This is a genomic window from Aliikangiella marina (genome assembly GCF_007004765.1).
In the GTDB taxonomy this organism is placed as follows: Bacteria; Pseudomonadota; Gammaproteobacteria; order Enterobacterales; family Kangiellaceae; genus Aliikangiella; species Aliikangiella marina.
Map to the genome: position 1 here is coordinate 267,694 of NZ_VIKR01000003.1, position 20,622 is coordinate 288,315.

Consider the following 20,622-nt stretch of genomic DNA (forward strand, 5'->3'; position numbering starts at 1 on the left):
AAGCGCTTAAGTCGAATTTGTTTACATTCTGATGGCTGTCAATTTTGGCAGATTTGATTACAATCAAGACACTCAAAAAATACCTTAGGGCTAATAACATGAATATCAGAAAGACTATCGCTAAGCGTATCGCACCGATTTTCCTTGTAATCCCATTTTCGATTGTTGCGAGTGAAAAAGCGCAACAATATGAAGTCGAAACAGTTGTTACCGGTGTGGCGATTCCGTGGGGCATGACCCAGGTGGCTGACGGCAAACTATTGATTACCGACCGCAGTGGAACTTTGTATCTTGCTGATCCATCGAATGACAGTAAAGTTGAAGTGTCTGGATTACCGAAAGTTTCCGCACGTGGACAGGGTGGGTTGTTAGACGTAGAGCTGCACCCTGATTATAAGAACAATGGTTGGATTTATTTTTCCTACGCAAGTCCCGAGGGTGAAGGTAAAGGTGATAATACTGCGATTATTCGTGCAAAACTCAAGGGTACAAAGCTAGAAAACGTTGAAACCGTTTATAAAGCATCCCCTAACTCAACCAGAAAACATCACTACGGAAGTCGAATCGAATTCGATAACGAAGGCTATTTATACTTTACTATCGGCGACCGCGGCGAACGTGATGTCACTCCGCAAGATTTAACTGTGGACGGAGGAAAAGTCTACCGCATTCATGATGATGGTAAAATTCCCGCGGACAACCCATTCGTTAATACTAAGGGAGCGAAGCCGGCGACTTATTCCTATGGTCATCGAAATCCACAAGGCATGGGGCTCAACCCTCAAACGGGAAAAATTTGGGTACATGAACATGGACCCAAGGGAGGGGATGAAATCAATGTTGTCGCAAAAGGAAAAAACTATGGTTGGCCGGTGATTAGTTATGGCGTCAACTACAGCGGAACTAAGTTCACTGATATCACCGAGAAAGAAGGTATGGAACAGCCAGCTTGGTATTGGGTTCCGTCTATCGCACCTTCCGGAATGGCCTTTGTGACGAGTGACAAGTATCCAACCTTGAAAGGACAGTTATTAATTGGCTCATTAAAATTTGGCACTCTGGTTGCCGCTCAAATTGACGGAGACACAGTGAAATCTGAGTCAATCATCGTTGACAATTTAACGCGAATTCGCAATGTTCAGCAGTTGGCTGATGGTTACATTTATATCGCAACCGATATGAATAAAATTGTCCGACTGAAACCTAAATCCTGATCGATTGTGCCAGATTCGCACTACGCGATTAAAAAAATGTTGAAAAAGGCTAACTAACTTAGCCTTTTTTATTAGTCGGTCGCTTTTGAGAGAAGTTTCCGGTAAATTGCTTAATCCCTTACGTCGAATTTCCGATATTACTGACGCCGACTAACCCGCGTATGGTAATTACAAATAAAAAATAAAGGAGAGGATACATGAATAAACGAGGAGCATTTTGGGTATCGCTGCCACTGACTATTGCGTTAGTTAGCGGATGTACCGATTCGCCGGCGCCCAGTCAAGATACTAAGACTGAAACCAAGGTTGAAGCGCCAAAAGTCGCTAGCGTCGTCCACAAACAATACAGTGCAGCGGACTTCTTTAAGACAACGAGCGTTTTTGGATCGTCAATTAATGCTGATGGCACTGCGGTTTTAGTCAGCAGCGACGAAAGCGGCGTATTTAACGCCTATCGCTATCCATTGGATGGAAGCAAGCCGACTCAGCTCACGCAATCAACAACGGATACGATTTTTGGTGTTAGTTGGTTCCCTAAAGATGATCGAATTATTTACACTGCGGATCAAGGCGGTAATGAACTCAATCATGTATACGTGCGAGAGTTAGATGGAACCGTCAAGGATTTAACACCGGGTGAAAACCTCAAAGCGCAATTCGCCGGTTGGAGTAAAGATGAAAAGTATTTTTACGTCACGACTAATGAAAGAGATCCGAAAGGCTTTGATTTGTATCGTTATCAAATCGATGGTTACCAACGAGAACTCGTTTATCAAAATAATGATAATTGGGGGGTCGAAGAAGTCAGTCCAGATGGTAAATGGTTGGTGTTAAATCATACCGTTACTAATGCTGACTCTAATTTGTATTTGGTTGATTTGACTTCAGATGAGAAGAAGCCGAATTTAATCACCCCGCACGAGGGTAGTGTGAGTCACGGTAGCTATACCTTTACCCCTGATAGTCAGATGTTGATTTACGCAACTAATGAGCATGGAGAATATAATCAAGCTTGGAGCCTGAATATTGCTGATGGCACCAAGAAAATGTATTACTCGGCGAACTGGGATGTATCGTTTGTTTATTACTCACACGATGGTAAATATCGTGTTGTTGGTATCAATGATGACGCACAAACTAAACTCGATATTGCTGAAGTGGCCACTGGCAAAAGCATCGAGTTACCAGAAATACCTGCGGGTGATTTGAGGGGCGTTAATTTCTCACGAGATGGGAAAAATATGGTCTTCTATATTAACTCTGATACTTCGCCCTCAAACCTGTTCAGTTATCAGTTGGGATCTTCAGAGGTTAAAAGACTAACCCAAACACTTAATCCTGATATGGATGAAAGTCATCTTGTAGCCAGTGAAGTGGTTCGATTTAAGAGTTTTGATGAGTTGGTTGTTCCTGGACTGCTTTATAAACCCAAAGGGGCAAGCGCAGATAACAAAGTACCCGCTTTAGTTTGGGTTCACGGTGGTCCTGGTGGACAATCACGTAAAGGCTATCGCGCTGCGCTTCAGCATTTAATTAATCACGGCTATGCAATATTTGCGGTCAATAACCGAGGCTCTTCTGGTTATGGTAAAACTTTTTTCCACCTGGATGATAAAAAGCATGGTGAGGACGATCTCCAAGATATTGTTTATGGTAAGAAGCATTTGCAGACCCTTGATTGGGTAGATGGCGAGCGGATCGGAATCATCGGCGGCAGTTATGGTGGTTATATGACGATGGCAGGTATGACCTTCACCGATGAATTTAAAGTCGGCATTAATATTTTTGGTGTGACTAATTGGGAGCGAACTTTAAAAAGTATTCCACCTTGGTGGGAGAGCTTTAAAAAGTATTTGTATGATGAAATGGGTGATCCAGCAACCGATGCCGATAGACATCGCGCGATTTCGCCATTGTTTCATGCCGAGCGCATCAAAAATCCGGTGTTAGTTGTTCAAGGCGCCAACGACCCTCGAGTTTTACAAATAGAAAGTGATGAAATGGTCGCTGCTATTAGAAAAAACAATGTACCAGTGGAGTATGTATTGTTTGAAGACGAAGGCCATGGCTTTAGAAAAAGGGTCAATCGAATTACTGCTTCAGATGCGTATTTGAAATTTCTTAAGCAATATCTATAAGCTAACTATGCTACAAAAAAGCCGGCATTGAGCCGGCTTTTTTATTTCTCATGTATTCACCTAATTTGCGTTGTTTAAGTGTTTAGCGAGAAATGATTCGATTGCACTAAATGCTTCTAACCGGTTCTTGCTATTACTTAAATAATGATCACCGTTTTCAAGCTCTATGTAGGTAACTTCTTTGTTTGCGTCTATCAGTTCGTCGTATAAATCTTCGCTTTGTTTCTTTCGAACGACTCGATCTTTTTCACCATGAATTAGGAGAATAGGGACTTTGATTTTATCAACATGTTTCAAAGGGGAAGTATCCCATAGCTCGTCATAGTCTGAGCCTAACTGTGATTTAGTAATCTCATAATTAGTATAGAAACGCGACGATTTAACGAGCGATCTGAGGTTACTAATTCCGGCAAAGCTAATGGCGCATCGATACAACTCTTGATTCTTTATCACGCCCATCAGAGCGGCGTATCCGCCGTAGCTTGCGCCAACGATGCATACTTTATCTGGGTCTGCGATTCCTTTTTTGATGAGCCATTTAGCACCATCCTCAACGTCATCCTGCATTGCTTTCCCCCAGTTTTGCAAACCCATAGCCATGAAGTCATGACCATATCCTGAAGAGCCTCTAAAATTCATTTGCAGCACCGCATAGCCCCTACTCGAGAGAAATTGAGTCCAATAATCGAACCCATCGCTATCAAAGCTGATGGGGCCACCATGAGGAAATACAACTGTAGGGAAACTTTTACCTTTTATATGCTTCGGAAGGGTCAAGAAGCCTTCAATTGTCAAACCGTCTCTAGCTTGGTAGGAAATTGTTTGAACTTGATTGAGTATTTCTGGGGTTAATTTCTCATACCGATATGCAATTGCTTCGATAGACTTTTTCTTTTGGTCTCCCAGAATGTAAATACCGGGCTCCGTTGTGCTCGTTGCAAGAGCAATATATTTACTTTCGTCTTCGCTAAATCCAGTGATAAGATTCTCCGTATCAGGAAGTGCGTTATCTAGCATTGTCTGCAAGTTCTTATACTTTTTATCCCAGTAGAATGAGCCGACTCCTATGACTTCGCCGGTTTTTTCAGACCGCCGTAAAGCACCCGTAATGTCGTAATTGGGGTCAGAATGAACGAGTGTTTTAATGAGCTTTGGCTGGCTTATATCTGTTTTAAAAATAGCATCTTTACCTTTATATAGCGCTTTCACAAATAAAAACCTGGCATCTTGAGAGAAACCCAGAGGCCAAACCATATCATCACTAAATGCTTCGAATTCCCAGAGTTTCTTCCAGCGGTGGGGATCATTCGCATCATGTAAGTTTATTCGATAAGTCGTATCTTCCAGTTCAACACTTATTCTGATTCGATGTTGTTGGTCGGTCATCCAGTCTATAATATTTTTCTCGGCACCTTTAATTATCGCCGTCTTGCCGTCTCGAGAGAGACTGACTTTAACGACCGCGGGCTCGCTACTATTTTCAAAGCCTCGTAAAGAGAGCAATAGATGGTTAGGGTCTTTAGGCAAGTAATCAATAACTCGAGTTTGTATTTGTGGAACATACCCCATGCGTTTAAAGAAGCTAGGCGGGACGACGCTTTGAGTCTTTCCGGTGTTGAGATCTAAATTGAGAAGTCTAGTCTCTATCGTGGGGGTACCTGTTCTCATATCAGCAAATCGAGTGCTTATCAGAAGGTTCTCGTTGCCTTTCCAATGTATATCAGTAATTGTGTATTTAATGTTTTCAACGAAAACAGGGTAAGATTTTTTTCCTGACTCAATATCAAGTAGGTTAATTGCTGTTCCATTTTTATCTTTACTGTTGACTCGTATTAACGAAGCCACTTTCTTTCCGTTTGGGGATAGTTTGACATTGCTTACATCAGGTAGACTCGCAAATAATTCGACGGATAAGTTTGAGCCGTGAACAAACTGAGTCAAAAATAGCAGGGCTGATGCCAATACAGCTTTGAACGTAGAATTCATGAGATTTTAAACCGTTAATTATAATAATTTACTGATTGCTACCGATACCCTTGGGGTTTGTAAGGGAAGCAATGAATTTTGTCGGCAATAGAGTAAATCAATTTGCCATAGTTGGAAAGATTCTGCGTTGGGTTTAGTTAGCTATTGGCTTCCTCCTCATCTTCAGATTTCTCAGCAATGGGTTCGAGTGATAGCCCTCCGCTCGCAGCTTTTCGCTCTGGCGGCTTTTCCATCAGTTTAGGTGGTGGGGGTTTTGCTTGAGACGCCGCGTTCTCAGGTGAGGCAGCCGTTCTAGTTTGGCTGGCGGGAGTCGTTCTGGCTGCCGGTTGGCTGGATTGACCTTTTTTCTCGCCGGATAGGCGAATTTTTAAAGCGAGGTTATTTTTCGAGTCGGCATTTTTAAGGGCTTCTTCTTGGCTTATCTTGCCTGATAAATATAAGTTGTAGAGTGCGGTATCGAAAGTCTGCATGCCCTGATTTTCAGATTTATGCATGACTTCTTTTATTTCATCGATACTTCCTTTTTTAATTAAGTCGCAAACTCTGGGTGTCCCTAGTAGGATTTCAACCGCGGCACATCGTTTGCCATCAACCGTGGGAATTAAACGCTGTGAAACAAAAGCCTGTAAATTCAAAGAGAGATCCAGGAATAATTGTTTGTGGCGCTCCTCCGGAAAAAAGTTGACGACCCTGTCGAGTGCTTGGTTCGCGTTGTTCGCATGTAAAGTGGAGATGCAGAGGTGTCCCGTTTCAGCAAAAGCTAAAGCGTGCTCCATTGTTTCCGCATCTCGGATCTCACCGATGAGAATCACATCTGGCGCTTGTCTTAAAGTATTCTTTAAAGCATCTTCATAACTCTCGGTATCAACACCAACTTCTCGTTGATTGATGATCGATTTTTTATGCTTATGAACAAATTCTACAGGGTCCTCAATGGTGATGATGTGCCCTGATGAATTAGAGTTGCGATAATCGATCAAGGCTGCCAGTGAGGTCGATTTACCCGATCCCGTGCCTCCAACGAATAAAATTAAACCCCGCTTTTGCATGATTAGTTTTGGTAATATTTCTGGCATGTCCAAATCACGCCAGTTCGGAATATCCACCTTGATGGAGCGGATGACCATTGATACTTGGTTTCGTTGCTGGAAAATGTTGACTCTGAATCGGCCGACATCAGGATAAGAAATCGCAAGATTCATCTCTGGACGATGTTCAAACTCCTCGATTTGCTCCTTGTCCATCAGCTCATAGGCCATTAATTTGATTTCTCCGGGCTGCATAATTTTCTTGTCGACAGCGAGTAGGCGACCATGAAATTTTGCGCTAGGCGGTGCTCCGGTTGAGAGAAATAAATCAGAGCCGTCTTTTTCTGCGAGTATCCGAAGGTAATCTTTAAGCACCATAAACTATTCCGTAGTGGCCAGTGAGATAAGGTCTATCCAGAGTATAGACAAATTCCCCAGCTTTATGAGTTTGAATAACTGAATAATTAAAATGGTAGGATATCTGGTAAACATTAAAGGTTGTTTACCAGACTTTAAGAATGTAATTAACTTTTAGGTAGCGGGATTTTGGCTTCTTTACTGCGTTTGAATAGCGTGACGATATGACCCACCAGCTGAACTTGGGTGGAGCCTGTTCTCTGGGTGATAAGATTAATCATTTCATTTCGGTCTTCACGTTCTTCTGTGCGAATTTTTACTTTGATCAACTCGTGGATCTCTAATGCATTCTTTATTTCGTCAACGACACCTTGAGTGAGTCCTTTATCCCCAATGATAACGACGGGTTTTCGCTCATGGGCTAAACTTCGTAGATGGCGTATTTGTTTGTTTGTGTATTTGCTCATGTTTTGGCAATTGATTAGTAGTCGTATTGAAAGATTGAATAAGTTTAACATTTTTTAAAGAAGTTTGAGATAATAGTCGACCGTTTCTTGGCTAAAGTCCCGATTAGTGGTGAAAGGTGCCGCTTCACAACCTATCAAGGGCGTGACAGAAGACTGTAAGTGGGTGAATGTTAGCCTCACTCGATTTATACCCAAAGCGTATTTGTTAGACGTTTTTTGACTCAATAGAATTAATTGGCTGGTTTATGGCAAAAAGTAAAAGCAGTAAAGGGTGGCTAAAAGAGCATTTTGATGACCCATACGTGAAACGCTCCCAGGAGGAGGGAGTGCGATCGCGAGCCGTCTATAAGCTTGAAGAGTTGGACCAAAAAGACAAGTTGTTAAAACCAGGTATAACGATGGTTGACTTGGGGGCAGCACCAGGCGGTTGGTCAGAGTATGCCGCAAAAAAAGTCGGTCCAAAAGGTAAGATAATCGCTACTGATATTCTTCACATGGACTATTTAGACGGTGTAGAGTTTATCCAAGGCGACTTTAGGGAAGACGAGGTGTTAGACGCAATTTTGACGGCGATGGGAAATGATAAAGCAGACCTTGTTATTTCCGATATGGCCCCCAATATAAGTGGCGTTGGTGCGATTGATCAACCGGCCTCAATGTATCTAGTGGATTTAGCCCTTGATTTGGCTCGGCAGATCCTAAAGCCCGGTGGAAATTTTCTGGTGAAAGTCTTCCAAGGAGAGGGATTTGATCAATATAAACAGGAAGTTAACCAAAGTTTTAAGGTAGTGAAAGTCCGCAAACCCAAGGCTTCGCGGCCGAGATCGAGAGAAGTTTACATCTTCGGTCAAGGCTATAAAGGATAAATGTTAAACTTTTAGGCCAATAGCGCGATAAACTACACATCAGGAAACAATTGATAGTTTCTATTGATTTTAATTATTGGGCCAAAAGACCCATAATATACGTATATTAGTTAGTAGAGTAGCAGGCTTGTATTCTGCTAACGGTAATTTCGGATAAATAGAGGATGTTCCTTTGAACGATATGACTAAGAATATCTTGCTCTGGTTAGTAATCGGGCTGGTATTAGTTTCTGTTTTTAAGAATTTTGAAGGCGCGAAAATGCAATCTCAAGAGATTGAGTTTTCCCAGCTAATCAAGGAAATCGAAAATGGGCGAATTGTAGCGTTAGACTCTGGCATTGAGAGTGCTACTGCGACTCGTTCAAATGGCGATCAAGTGACTGCGGTGATTCCCCCTGGGGCACATGAGTCGTTGGTTGATGCCGCACTTGAGAAAGGTATCGATTACAAGGGGCAGCCACCAGAAGGCCAAAGCACTCTATTTGCCATCTTCATCTCATGGTTCCCAATGCTGTTATTGATTGGGGTATGGATTTTCTTTATGCGTCAAATGCAAGGTGGCGGTAAAGGCGGTGCCATGAGCTTTGGGAAAAGCAAAGCAAAATTATTGAGTGAAGATCAGATCAAAACCACCTTTGCAGATGTTGCTGGTTGCGAAGAAGCAAAAGAAGAGGTCTCTGAACTCGTTGAATTCTTGAGAGAACCAAGTAAGTTCCAAAAGCTCGGTGGTAAAATACCGCGAGGCGTATTGATGGTTGGTCCTCCTGGAACCGGTAAAACTTTGATCGCCAAAGCAATTTCAGGCGAAGCAAAAGTTCCTTTCTTCACTATTTCGGGATCAGATTTCGTTGAGATGTTCGTAGGTGTTGGTGCGTCGAGAGTACGTGATATGTTCGCCGAAGCGAAGAAGCAAGCACCGTGTATTATATTTATCGATGAGATCGATGCAGTTGGTCGTCATCGTGGCGCCGGACTTGGCGGTGGACACGACGAGCGCGAGCAAACGCTTAACCAATTACTTGTCGAAATGGACGGCTTCGATGGTGGTGAAGGTGTTATCGTTATTGCCGCGACAAACCGGCCTGATGTTCTCGATCCCGCATTATTGCGTCCAGGTCGATTTGACCGCCAAGTGACCGTTGGTTTACCGGATATCAAAGGGCGCGAACAAATTCTTAAAGTGCACATGCGTAAAGTGCCATTAGCTGACAATGTTAATCCTAATGCAATCGCTCGCGGTACGCCGGGCTTCTCAGGCGCAGATTTAGCGAACTTGGTTAACGAGGCGGCCCTGTTTGCTGCGAAGGCAAACAGCAGAACGGTTACTCAAGAATTCTTTGAGAAAGCAAAAGACAAGATCTTAATGGGAACTGAGCGTCGCTCTATGGTGATGAGTGAGGAAGAAAAGCTCAATACTGCATGGCACGAAGCTGGTCATGCAATTGTGGGTCGCCTAGTGCCTTCTCATGATCCGGTTTACAAAGTTTCAATCATCCCTCGTGGTCGAGCGCTGGGGGTTACTATGTATTTACCTGAGCAAGATCGATTTAGCTACAGCAAAGAATATTTGGAAAGCCAGCTATCATCTTTGTATGGCGGTCGAATTGCTGAAGAAATGTTAAACGGTCCTGAAAAAGTTACAACTGGTGCTTCTAATGATATCCAAAGAGCAACGGATATTGCGCGTAACATGATAACCCAATGGGGATTTTCAGAAAAGCTGGGTCCATTGACCTATGCAGAAGACGAGGGTGAGGTATTTCTTGGCCGCTCAGTCACTCAGACAAAACATGTCTCTGATGATACTGCGACAGTTATCGATCAGGAAATCAAGGATCTAATCCATAAGAACTATCAGCGAGCTGAGAGGTTGCTTAAGGAAAACAAAGATAAACTTGAAAAGATGGCGGACGCATTAATGAAGTATGAAACCATCGATGCGAACCAGATCGACGATATTATGGAAGGTAAGGATCCTCGTCCACCGGAAGATTGGAACGACGATAACGATACTGGAAAGACTGGCAAGACCGGTGGTGCTGATAAAGTCGAGACACCGAAAAGCCAGAGCGAAGGGCCTATCGGCGGTCCAGCGGCTCAACCCTAGTCAGTTTTAGAACTTTAATAAAACGCAGGGCATCATTTAGATGCCCTGTTCGTTTTTGGGATATAAATTTAGGCAATCAAATGAAACTAGATGACGTACGGCGAGAATATCTAAAAGATGGGCTTCGTCGCAGCCAGCTTGATGATGATCCGATTACTCAACTTGAAGCATGGCTTAATCAGGCTAGCCAAGTTGAGTTAGTTGATGCGACTGCTATGACTTTAGCCACTGTTGATACCGAAGGGCAGCCCAGCCAACGAGTTGTTTTATTAAAGCAGCTAGACCAAGATGGATTAGTTTTTTATACCAATCTTAACAGCGCGAAAGCCATGGATATAAAACATAACGAGAAAGTTAGTACTCACTTTGCTTGGCTTCCCTTGGAGCGACAAGTAAAAATTAAGGGCGTGGCTAAAAAATTGAGTACTACTGAAGCGTTTAAATATTTTGTCTCTCGACCAAGAGATAGCCAACTTGCCGCTTGGGCTTCCAATCAAAGCCAGCCGATTTCTTCTCGTCAAATGCTAATGACGACTTTCGAAAAAATGAAGCAAAAGTTTTCTGATGGTGAAATTCCTCTACCGGATTTTTGGGGAGGTTATCGAATCAAACCAACCGCCTTTGAATTCTGGCAAGGTGGCGGGGCTCGTTTACACGATCGCTTTGTTTATACGCCCTCTGAAATGGGCTGGGATATTAAGCGTTTGGCGCCTTAAAAAGAATCTTGCAGTCAAGGCGATGTTTACTAAAGAAAGGCGCTATAAGCGCCTTTTTTAATGGGTTGGTAGTTAAAACCAAAGGTTAAAGAATAAAGCGAGTTAAGTCTTCATCTTCTGCTAGCTCACCCAGTTGGTTTTTGACATAGTCGGCATCTACCACTAGTTTTTCATCTGAATCGGATGCCGTGAAGGAAATTTCTTCAAGTAGCTTTTCCATGACAGTATGGAGTCGTCTCGCGCCGATATTTTCAGTGGTTTCGTTAACCTGCCAGGCAACCTCTGCAATTTTTAGAATGCCATCTTCGGTAAACTCGATGTCGCGATTTTCAGTTTGCATAAGCGCAATATACTGCTTGGTCAATGCGCCATCAGGTTCTGTGAGGATTCGTTTGAAATCATCGGCACTCAGTGAACTAAGCTCGACCCGGATTGGCAATCGGCCTTGAAGCTCGGGAATTAGATCAGAGGGTTTTGATAAGTGAAACGCGCCTGAGGCAATAAACAGGATATGGTCAGTTTTGATCATCCCATATTTAGTCGATACAGTGCATCCTTCAACCAGAGGCAGCAAATCGCGTTGTACACCTTCACGGGAAACCTCACCGCTTGAACCGCGATCGCCTTTTGCAACTTTGTCGATTTCATCAAGAAATACAATACCATTATTTTCCACCGCTTCAGCTGCGCGGTTTTTAAGATCGTCTTGATTAATGAGTTTTTCAGACTCTTCTTCAATTAATAACTTAAAAGCGTTTTTAATCTTTAACTTGCGTTTTTTCTTTTTGCTTGGCGCGTTATGCTGAAACATATCTTGAAGCTGGCTTGTCATTTCTTCCATGCCGGGGGGCGCCATAATCTCGATGCCAACAGAGGGGCCAGAGATATCAATTTCGATTTCTTGATCGTCGATGGTGCCTTCGCGCAATTTCTTGCGAAACATTTGACGGGCAGCCGAGTTGTCAGCTTCTTGAGGTTCATTCTCAAAACCACGCGCGGGAGGCAGTAACGCATCTAAAATTCGTTCTTCTGCGGCTTCTTCAGCGCGCATTTGGACTTTGTGATATTCCTGTTCGCGGAGCATTTTGTAAGCAGCATCGACCAAGTCTCTAATGATAGAGTCAACATCTCTACCGACATAGCCTACTTCAGTAAACTTTGTAGCCTCGATTTTAATGAAAGGCGCATTCGCGAGTTTAGCTAAACGTCTCGCGATTTCTGTTTTACCGACGCCTGTCGGACCAATCATTAAAATATTTTTAGGCGTAATTTCGTTACGCAAGTTGTCATCAACCTGCATGCGTCGCCAGCGATTCCTTAGTGCGATAGCGACAGATTTTTTGGCTGAGTCTTGACCAATAATGTGTTTATCAAGCTCGTGAACGATTTCTCTAGGTGTCATTTGCGACATAAACTTTTTCCGGTGGTTAATCTATATTACTCGCAGTCGAGTTCTTCAATGGTGTTGTTGTGATTGGTATATACACAGATATCACCTGCGATTTTTAATCCTGATTGGACGATTTCTTTGGCGCTCATGTCAGTATTATCAAGCAGTGCTCGCGCTGCTGACTGTGCAAAAGGACCGCCAGAACCGATGGCCATTAGGCTATCTTCGGGCTCGATGACATCTCCATTCCCGGTAATAATGAGCGAGTGCTCTTTATCTGCTACGGCTAGCAATGCTTCTAAGCGTCTCAGCATGCGATCCGTTCGCCAGTCTTTAGCAAGCTCGACGGCGGCACGCATTAATTTTCCTTGGTGCTTTTCTAATTTGGCTTCGAAGCGCTCAAACAAAGTAAATGCGTCTGCGGTACCGCCTGCGAAACCAGCTAAGACTTTGCCTTTATACAATCGACGAACTTTACGCGCATTTCCTTTCATCACGGTATTGCCCAAGGATACCTGGCCATCGCCGCCAATGACGACTTTACCGTTGCGTCGCACGGAGAGTATGGTGGTGCCACGATACTGTTCCAATTGGTTTTCTCCATTTTGGTTTTTTTCAAAGTTATCGAAGCTATTTGGGTATGAAACAGCATTTTTCAAGGCAAATACGCTGAAAAATCCCGCTTATTTGCCGCGACTTTGGTGGCGAGAATTCGTGCTAATCTTTTTTGAGATGTTGATTGATTTTACAGTCATGAATCCCGTTATCTTGAAGACGATGTCGAATTCTTTCCGCGGCTCTTTTACTGTTGAAAGGTCCGAGTTGAACGCGATACCAAGTAGTACCTTGGTATTGGACTTGTGATATTTCAGAGCTACTGCCACTCATAGCTATCATGGCTTTTAGCTCGTCTGCTCGGCTCGGCTCGCGGAAAGAACCGCAAGGCATGGTGTAAAAAAACTTTTTGTAGTGATCAGGAAGCTTTAAGTCTTCTTTGGGAATTTCGACTTTCTTATTGGTTAAGTCCTTATGGACTTCATAAAATGGCACTTCGTCGACTTCATCAACACCGGAGTTGTTAATGGATTTGTTCGTCGAATTTGTAGACTTACTGGCACTTGATTGTTGTGGTTTGGGGCTGACAATCGAAGATTGGCTTTTTGGGTTAAACCATTTTATATAAATCAACGCGCCAGCTAATCCGAGCACTGCCGCCACGGTAATCAACCACAAACCGAGTGGTACGGTTGCTTGCTTCTTACCGCGGCTTGCACCACGTTTCTTTTTCTTTGGGGCGCTTTTTTTGGCGTAATCTCGTGGCATATAAAACTAAATGACCTTAATTAACTGCTGGCTCACATTGATTCTGGTGCGCTAACACCGAGTAATTCCAACCCATTCACAAAAACTTGTCTTACTGCATCGATTAAAGTCAAACGAGCTTGAGACATTTCCGCATCGGCGACAATCCACCTAGCAGACTCATCATTTTGGCCAATCTGATAGTAACCATGTAGTTCTGCAGCTAGCTCTCGGAGATAGTGAGCGATTACATGCGGCTCTAAATTGGCCGCTGCCACTTTGACTAAATCTGGAAATTGACTCATTTTATCCATGAGCCCGGTTTCTTCTTCTAGGGTTAATTTGTCTAAATGTTTGAGCCCCAAAGCTTGGTCAAATGGTTTGCCCAATTCAGCAGCTTTTCTAAACGCAGAACAAATTCTCGCATGGGCGTACTGTATGTAATACACCGGGTTTTCATTAGTTTGTGACGCAGCAAGTTCTAAATCGAAAGTCATTTGTGAGTTAGAACGACGCGCAGCGAGGAAGTATCGGGTGGCATCTTTACCGACTTCGTCAATAATGTCGCGAAGCGTAAGATAACCGCCTTGACGTTTTCCTAACTTAACCTCTTTATCGCCACGCATAACAGTAACCATTTGATGCAAAACGACTTCTGGCCAGCCTTTTGGTATGCCAATATCGAGCGCTTGTAAACCGGCTCTGACCCTATCGACGGTGCTGTGATGGTCTGCCCCAAACTCGTTGACGACTCGGCCAAATCCGCGGTTCCATTTGGTCACATGGTAAGCGACATCCGGAAGGAAGTAGGTATAGCCACCGTCGGTTTTGCGCATCACTCGATCTTTATCGTCACCGTAGTCAGTGGTTTTAAGCCATAGGGCACCTTCTTTTTCGTAGGTGTGACCGGCTTTGACGAGCGCATCAACTGTTTTCTCAATATCGCCATTTTCGTACAAAGATGACTCTAGGAAGTAGACATCAAAGTCGACTTCAAAAGCTTTCAAATCAAGATCTTGCTCTCGACGTAAGTAAGCGACCGCAAACTCTCTAATTGCCTGTAAATCGTCCGCGTCACCTTTCGCAGTGACATGTTTGTCTGCAGCATCAACGGTTTTCTTTGCCAAGTAGTCATTGGCAACATCTTGAATATAATCGCCTTGATACCAGTCGTCTTGCCAATCATCTGAGTCAGGTCCAAACCCCTTGCAACGTGCTTGAACTGAATTGGCCAAGTTATTGATCTGTTGGCCGGCGTCGTTGTAGTAAAACTCTTTAGATACTTGCCAACCGGTCGCATCGAGCAACCTTGAGAGGCAATCACCAACAACTGCGCCTCGTCCATGGCCAATGTGCAGTGGACCAGTTGGGTTGGCTGAGACGAACTCAACTTGAACCGATTTACCTTCGCCAACATTCGAGTGTCCAAATTGGCCTTTCTGTTCGATTACTTGGTTAATAATTTGGGTCGCAGCGGCTTGGCTGAGGAAAAAGTTGATGAAACCGGGTCCAGCAATTTCCATTTTATCGATTTCTGCGCGTTCGCCGAGTAGATCGACGATGAGTTGAGCAACTTCGCGAGGCGGTTTTCCAGCGGGTTTAGCCAACATCAAAGCAGCATTGGTGGCAAAGTCGCCATGGGCTTTTTCTTTGGTGTGAGTGACATTAGCTTTAGCGGCAAAAGCGTCAGGGATGACACCTTGTGATTTGAGTTGATTGATTGCTTGTTCAAGCCAAGCTTCAACTACTGCTTTCATTGGACTAGATACCTTAAAAATCAAACTGTTACAGATAAAAGTTAATTTAAATTCTTTTTTCTGTATATTAGCTGGGTATTATGCAAAAAAAGCAGTAGTTTGGCTATGTAAATCTAGTTTTTAGCCTAAATTAGCGACATATTCTTGAAGATCGTCGAAACCACCGATGTGTTTGTTGCCATGGAACACTTGCGGCACAGTGTGAACCGGCTTGCCAGCTGATTTTGCGAGGTCTTCTTTGGAAATACCTTCTTCCCAAATATCGACATATTTGTAGTCGAAATTTTTCATTTCGCACAAACGTTTTGCATTAACGCAAAATCCGCAGCCAGGACGGCCAAAAATTGTAAATCTTTCCATCGGTCACTCCAAAAAATACTCTGTTGCTTAAAGACTTGTCAGCGAGTTAAACGTTACGGATTGCGCTGATTGCCTTGTATTGGATATTTTGCGGGGACTGAGATAATTAGTCTAATTCAATCAACCTATGTTTTTGATAGATTTAATTTAAGTAACGCGAAAATGTAATTGAAAATTCTCATTTACAACTTAATAAAATTTTGAGATATTTCGTGTAAATCTTTGAGAAATAAGCAAAGATTAACGATTCTGAGCTATAATTTACGTTCGTCCTCGATAATAAGAATAATTAAATCCACCGAGAAAGTATGGTTAACATGGCATTCGCTAAAAAACTCTCAACAGGTCTCTTGCTAATTCTAGCAATGCTGGCTGGTGGGGTTTTAGGTGAGCCGCTAATCAAATTCAAAACTATCAGTAAAACAGAAGGTCTTGCTTCGACCGTTGTTTATGACATAGCACAAGACAAAGACGGCTTTATGTGGTTTGCCACAGAGGATGGTCTCCAAAGATATGATGGGTTGGAATTTGTCACTTATCGATATAATAGATTAGACAGCGCTTCTTTAAGTAATAATCACGTTAGAGTGCTTCTTATTGATAAGGCCGGTTTATTGTGGGTAGGCACAAATGACGGATTAAACCTTTACAACAAAAAACACGACAACTTTATTCGCTTTAGTGAAGATTCTCCTGCAGAAAGACAGATTAATTCTGGACAAATTCGTTCACTTTATCAAACCAGCGACGGAAAAATTTGGATTGGAACCTCTGCTGGGTTGAATATCTATGACAAGCAGAAAAAATATATAGAACAGCACAGTCATTCTAAGGTTCGAGCAATTCTGGAAGATGAGCGAAAGCAGATTTGGATTGGTAGTTTGTATGATGGTTTTCACCAGTTTGATCGTCGAACGAAGAAGTTTAAGAGAGTAAACTTATTTTCAGATATAGTTAATACTAAGGCACAAAGTCCTAAAAATTTTAGTGTTGTCGATATTTACAGAGACAACTTCGGTAGAGTTTTTGTTGCAACTTGGGGTGACGGGTTGTTTATTCTCAAAAGAGACTCTAATCGATTAGATCCAGTTCCTTTTGAGCTACCGAGTAAAAAGGTTAGAACAGTTTTACAAGATAAAAATGGCTATTTTTGGTTTGGTACCAATCAGGGGCTGTATGTTGTTGAACCAAGCGAAAGTAAGGCTCAACTTATTGAAGCGTTCGATAGAAACGACGCGTCTCTCCCAGTCGATAATGTATTCAAAATTTTTCAATCAAACGATGATACGCTTTGGTTTGGTACTTATGGAGGTGGGGTCAGTCGTCACTTTCCTAATAGTCGAAATTTTGAAACCTATGGTATTCATCCTAATTCAAGCGACGGACTTATTGATCCGGTTGTTTACTCGATAAATGAAAACGCTGAGGGTGACATCTGGATTGGAACTGAAACTGGAAAGGTGTCAAAATTTGATCCAGAGTCTAAAACTTTTACACATTACGAATTTAAAATTGAGGGTATAGAAAATAAGGACTACATCAATGATATCGTTCACCTAAACGAACAGTACCTTTTAATTGGTACCTCTCTTAATCTAACCTTATACGATCATATTAATCAAACTTCTTACCTTTATACGGAGAGTGACAATGCACTTTTTTCAAACGAAATGGCTGTGCGTTTTATTTATCATGACTCCAAAAATCGAATATGGATCGGTGTTGATAACAAAGGTGTAAAGGCGTTCTATTTTCAGGATAATAAACTTCAAGCGCTTGAAGAAAGCTATATCAACCTTAAGCATCCTAAATCGATGGTTGAAACTGGGACAGGCAGTATTTTAATCGCGGATATGCATGACGGAGTTTATAAATTAAATACTGATGGTGAGCCTGATCGTTATCAATATTCATTGATTGAAAATACCAAAAACTTAAATATTGTTAGTGTTAATGAAGATTGGAAACAGAATATTTGGATATCTACGTCATCAAATGGGATAAGGATATTAGGCAAGAAAGGAAACATTGTAGAGCTGGATGAATCTAATAAGCTCCCCAATAATACCGTTTATTCAGTTGTCCCAGATATCACATCACAGCAAATTTGGGCTAGTACCAATGTTGGGCTAATCGCTATTGATTCAGCTACTTTAGACGTCAGTGTTTATGATTCATCGGATGGACTTCAAGGAGATGAGTTTAATAAACCCGGTATTTTGAGTAAAAGCGGTTATTTATATTTTGGTGGAGTTAGCGGGTTTAATAGGTTTTATCCCAATATTATCGAAAAGAAGCTCTATGTTGCTAAACCTAGAATAACTAATATTAGCATCGCGAATAAACCACTTAATTTGGGTAAGAAAAATAAAGCTGCTAATGATTGGGATAACCAAAAGCTAGTCGAATTGAGCTATAAACAAACGCCACTGACAATTCACTATACTAGTCCTCAATTTATTAAGCCAAAAGCGCTTGAGTTCAAGCATCGCCTAATAGGGCTGAGTGAAGAGTGGGTAATGTCAAATTCAAATATTCGACAAGCAACTTTTACGAACCTAGATCCTGGGGAATACACTTTTCAGTTGAAGGTTAGAGAGGCTGGAGGCACTTGGATCGATGCGTCTGATAATTTTAAAATCAATATTTTGCCGCCTTGGTGGTTAAATGCAACAGCTAAGTCACTCTATCTATTTTTAACCATTTTGTTCGTCTCTTTCGTTTCGATCGTTTTATACAAGAAACGAAAAAAGGAAATCAATATCCAAATTGCCATAAAAGAAAATGAAGAACGTTTAAAGCTAAGTCTTTGGGGATCTGGACATGAGTTTTGGGATTGGAATATAGAGACCGGTGAAATGTCTCGATCGAATGAATTTAAGAAGATTCAAATTGATTGTCCCAAGCTATCTAAAAATCTAAATGAACTTGCTAGTTATATTCATCCTAGTGATTTGCAAATGGTGAAAGAAAAACTGAGTAACCACATTGCAGGTAATATTAATTACTTTGATATCAGTTATCGAATCCTCGACTCAGACAATGGTTGGCGTTGGATTCAAGATCGCGGCAAAGTGGTAGCGTTCGACTCTCAAGGAAACGCGCTGCGGATGTCAGGAACTCAGCGAGATATCACCGATATAAGAGAAAAAGAAGCTCAGTTTGAAATGTTAGGGCAAGCATTCAAGAGTACATCGGACGGTGTTTGGATCAGAGACCATGAATGGCGCTTAGTTGAATGTAATCCTGCTTTTGAGCGCATAACCGGTTTCTCAATAGACGAGAAAAAAGGCGAAGCGTTATGGTTCCCTGACTATCAAGATCAGCCTGAAAACTTACTACAGCGTATTCATATTAGTATTGAAGAGAAAGGTAATTGGCAAGGTGAGGTCTGGGCTGAACGAAAAAATAATGATCCTTTCCCACAAAAACTCTCGATAGATACGCTTCATGATGAGAAGGGTAATATTCGCTACTATGTGGGCGTTTTTTCCGATATAACTTTCCATAAACGCACTGAGGAAGAGTTCAGAAAACTGGCTAATTATGACTCTTTAACCGGGCTGCCCAATCGAGCTTGTCTGTATGACCGCTTAAATCAAACTATCGAAAAAGCGAAACGTGATAAATCTCGATTTGCTCTGTTTCTTGTTGATGTTGATAACTTTAAACGAATTAATGATTCTCTCGGACATAACGTCGGAGATCATTTGATCAAACAAGTAGCCTCACGACTAGTCAATTGCAATAAGGAAGGTGATACAGTTGCTCGAGTCGGTGGTGATGAGTTTGTCATCGTTATCGAGAACGTCCGCTCATCCTCGTCGGTCGCAACTTTCTCTGAGCTTTTATTGAAAGAATTAAATCAGCCAATTTTTGTCAAAGGACAAAAGCTGAAACTGAATTTTTCAATTGGTATCACGCTTGCGCCTGATGATGCGATTATTCCAGAGCGATTATTGAGAAACGCTGATACTGCAATGTACGAAGCGAAGAAATCGGTTGAAAATTCTTATCGCTTTTATTCTGTTGAATTTAATGAACGTGCAAGAAAACGACTTGCAATGGAAACTGCCTTGCGGAAAGCCATTGATGATGAAACCATTGAACTTTTCTATCAGCCTAAAATTGATCTGAATACTGGAAGGGTCAATGGTGTTGAGGCTCTCGCTCGGTGGACCCATAAAGAGCTTGGTTTTATCAGTCCGGGAGAGTTTATTCCTTTAGCAGAAGAAACAGGCCTTATTGTCCCGCTGGGCGCTCAATTATTAAGACAAGCAATTCGTCAAACTAAGGAATGGGTTGATGCTGGAGTGATGCGAGGACGTACCGCAATTAATTTATCCGCCAATCAATTTTGGAACAGGAATTTAGCCGTTGAAGTTTCTGAAATATTAAAAGAAGAAGGCCTGGATGCCAAGTTCATTGAATTGGAAATTACTGAAAGTGCTTGTATGCAAGATATTCAAGAAACTCTTAAGCAAATTGAAGTATTAAAACAACTTGGTTTCAGTCTTGCACTCGATGATTTTGGGACCGGTTATTCTTCATTAGCACAGTTAAAAACCCTTCCTTTTGATACGATAAAAGTCGATAAAAGTTTTGTTGATAATATTGAAACCAACAAGCAAGATGCGAAAGTTGTTAAAGCCGTTATCGATATTGCTAAGACGATGGAGATGGAAGTAGTCATTGAGGGCGTTGAGTCAAAAACACAATGTGAATATTTATGGATGAATCGCGCTTATATTGTCCAAGGATTTTATTTTAGTCGCCCGATACGAGGTAGCTTGTGTCCTGAAATCTTCAATCGACATTGGCACAAGCAAGAATATTTAAGCAAAATGGCAGTTAACGTAACTCCTTTAGGTTGATGAAAAAAAGCGGCAAAGATATGCCGCTTTTTTTATTAGATATCTCCAGCCGCTATACTG

The 20,622-nt window shown here is 42.1% G+C and carries 14 protein-coding genes; 6 read left to right on the forward strand and 8 right to left on the reverse strand.

Annotation, left to right across the window (positions count from 1 at the left end; all coding sequences use genetic code 11):
* Window positions 1–98: 98 nt before the first annotated feature.
* Window positions 99–1,214: a PQQ-dependent sugar dehydrogenase gene (locus FLL45_RS13085; protein WP_142942506.1), complete on the forward strand. Its 1,116-nt coding sequence runs from the start codon at window positions 99–101 to the stop codon at window positions 1,212–1,214.
* A gap of 197 nt (window positions 1,215–1,411) precedes the next feature.
* Window positions 1,412–3,352 carry a S9 family peptidase gene (locus tag FLL45_RS13090; protein WP_142942507.1) on the forward strand — a complete coding sequence of 647 codons (1,941 nt, stop codon included), beginning with the start codon at window positions 1,412–1,414 and terminating at the stop codon, window positions 3,350–3,352.
* A 60-nt stretch (window positions 3,353–3,412) separates the two neighbouring features.
* Here the strand turns inward: FLL45_RS13090 and FLL45_RS13095 are convergent, their stop codons facing one another.
* The 3 genes from FLL45_RS13095 to yhbY all read right to left on the reverse strand — a co-directional run bounded on the left by FLL45_RS13095 (window position 3,413) and on the right by yhbY (window position 7,190).
* Entirely contained in the window at window positions 3,413–5,338 is a 1,926-nt protein-coding gene (locus tag FLL45_RS13095) for an alpha/beta hydrolase family protein (RefSeq protein ID WP_142942508.1), read from the reverse strand.
* Window positions 5,339–5,475: 137 nt separating this feature from the next.
* On the reverse strand, window positions 5,476–6,744 hold the full coding sequence (locus tag FLL45_RS13100) for a PilT/PilU family type 4a pilus ATPase (RefSeq protein WP_142942509.1): 1,269 nt from the start codon (window positions 6,742–6,744) through the stop codon (window positions 5,476–5,478).
* A 146-nt stretch (window positions 6,745–6,890) separates the two neighbouring features.
* On the reverse strand, window positions 6,891–7,190 hold the full coding sequence (gene yhbY, locus FLL45_RS13105; protein WP_142942510.1) for a ribosome assembly RNA-binding protein YhbY: 300 nt from the start codon (window positions 7,188–7,190) through the stop codon (window positions 6,891–6,893).
* Window positions 7,191–7,435: 245 nt separating this feature from the next.
* Here yhbY and rlmE point away from each other — a divergent pair, with 245 nt between their 5' ends.
* The 3 genes from rlmE to pdxH all read left to right on the forward strand — a co-directional run bounded on the left by rlmE (window position 7,436) and on the right by pdxH (window position 10,879).
* Window positions 7,436–8,056 carry a 23S rRNA (uridine(2552)-2'-O)-methyltransferase RlmE gene (gene rlmE, locus FLL45_RS13110; protein ID WP_142942511.1) on the forward strand — a complete coding sequence of 207 codons (621 nt, stop codon included), beginning with the start codon at window positions 7,436–7,438 and terminating at the stop codon, window positions 8,054–8,056.
* Between the two features lie 181 nt (window positions 8,057–8,237).
* The gene (gene ftsH / locus FLL45_RS13115; RefSeq protein WP_185964478.1) at window positions 8,238–10,163 is read left to right on the forward strand and encodes an ATP-dependent zinc metalloprotease FtsH; all 1,926 of its coding nucleotides are present in this window, start codon (window positions 8,238–8,240) and stop codon (window positions 10,161–10,163) included.
* 80 nt (window positions 10,164–10,243) lie between these two features.
* Window positions 10,244–10,879, forward strand: coding sequence for a pyridoxamine 5'-phosphate oxidase (gene pdxH / locus FLL45_RS13120; protein ID WP_142942513.1), 636 nt, complete (start codon window positions 10,244–10,246; stop codon window positions 10,877–10,879).
* 85 nt (window positions 10,880–10,964) lie between these two features.
* Here pdxH and hslU read toward each other — a convergent pair whose 3' ends face one another.
* The 5 genes from hslU to FLL45_RS13145 form a co-directional block, all read right to left on the reverse strand.
* Entirely contained in the window at window positions 10,965–12,290 is a 1,326-nt protein-coding gene (gene hslU, locus FLL45_RS13125; protein ID WP_142942514.1) for an ATP-dependent protease ATPase subunit HslU, read from the reverse strand.
* Window positions 12,291–12,316: 26 nt separating this feature from the next.
* Window positions 12,317–12,859 carry an ATP-dependent protease subunit HslV gene (gene hslV / locus FLL45_RS13130; protein ID WP_142942515.1) on the reverse strand — a complete coding sequence of 181 codons (543 nt, stop codon included), beginning with the start codon at window positions 12,857–12,859 and terminating at the stop codon, window positions 12,317–12,319.
* 127 nt (window positions 12,860–12,986) lie between these two features.
* Window positions 12,987–13,592 (reverse strand): SPOR domain-containing protein, encoded by a 606-nt coding sequence (locus tag FLL45_RS13135; RefSeq protein ID WP_142942516.1) that lies wholly within the window; start codon window positions 13,590–13,592, stop codon window positions 12,987–12,989.
* 32 nt (window positions 13,593–13,624) lie between these two features.
* Window positions 13,625–15,328, reverse strand: coding sequence for an arginine--tRNA ligase (gene argS / locus FLL45_RS13140; RefSeq protein ID WP_142942517.1), 1,704 nt, complete (start codon window positions 15,326–15,328; stop codon window positions 13,625–13,627).
* Window positions 15,329–15,448: 120 nt separating this feature from the next.
* On the reverse strand, window positions 15,449–15,688 hold the full coding sequence (locus FLL45_RS13145; RefSeq protein ID WP_142942518.1) for a GrxA family glutaredoxin: 240 nt from the start codon (window positions 15,686–15,688) through the stop codon (window positions 15,449–15,451).
* A gap of 317 nt (window positions 15,689–16,005) precedes the next feature.
* Between FLL45_RS13145 and FLL45_RS13150 the strand changes: the two genes are divergently transcribed.
* Complete coding sequence (locus FLL45_RS13150; protein WP_185964453.1) at window positions 16,006–20,562, forward strand: EAL domain-containing protein; 4,557 nt, start codon at window positions 16,006–16,008, stop codon at window positions 20,560–20,562.
* The last annotated feature ends 60 nt before the right edge of the window (window positions 20,563–20,622 follow it).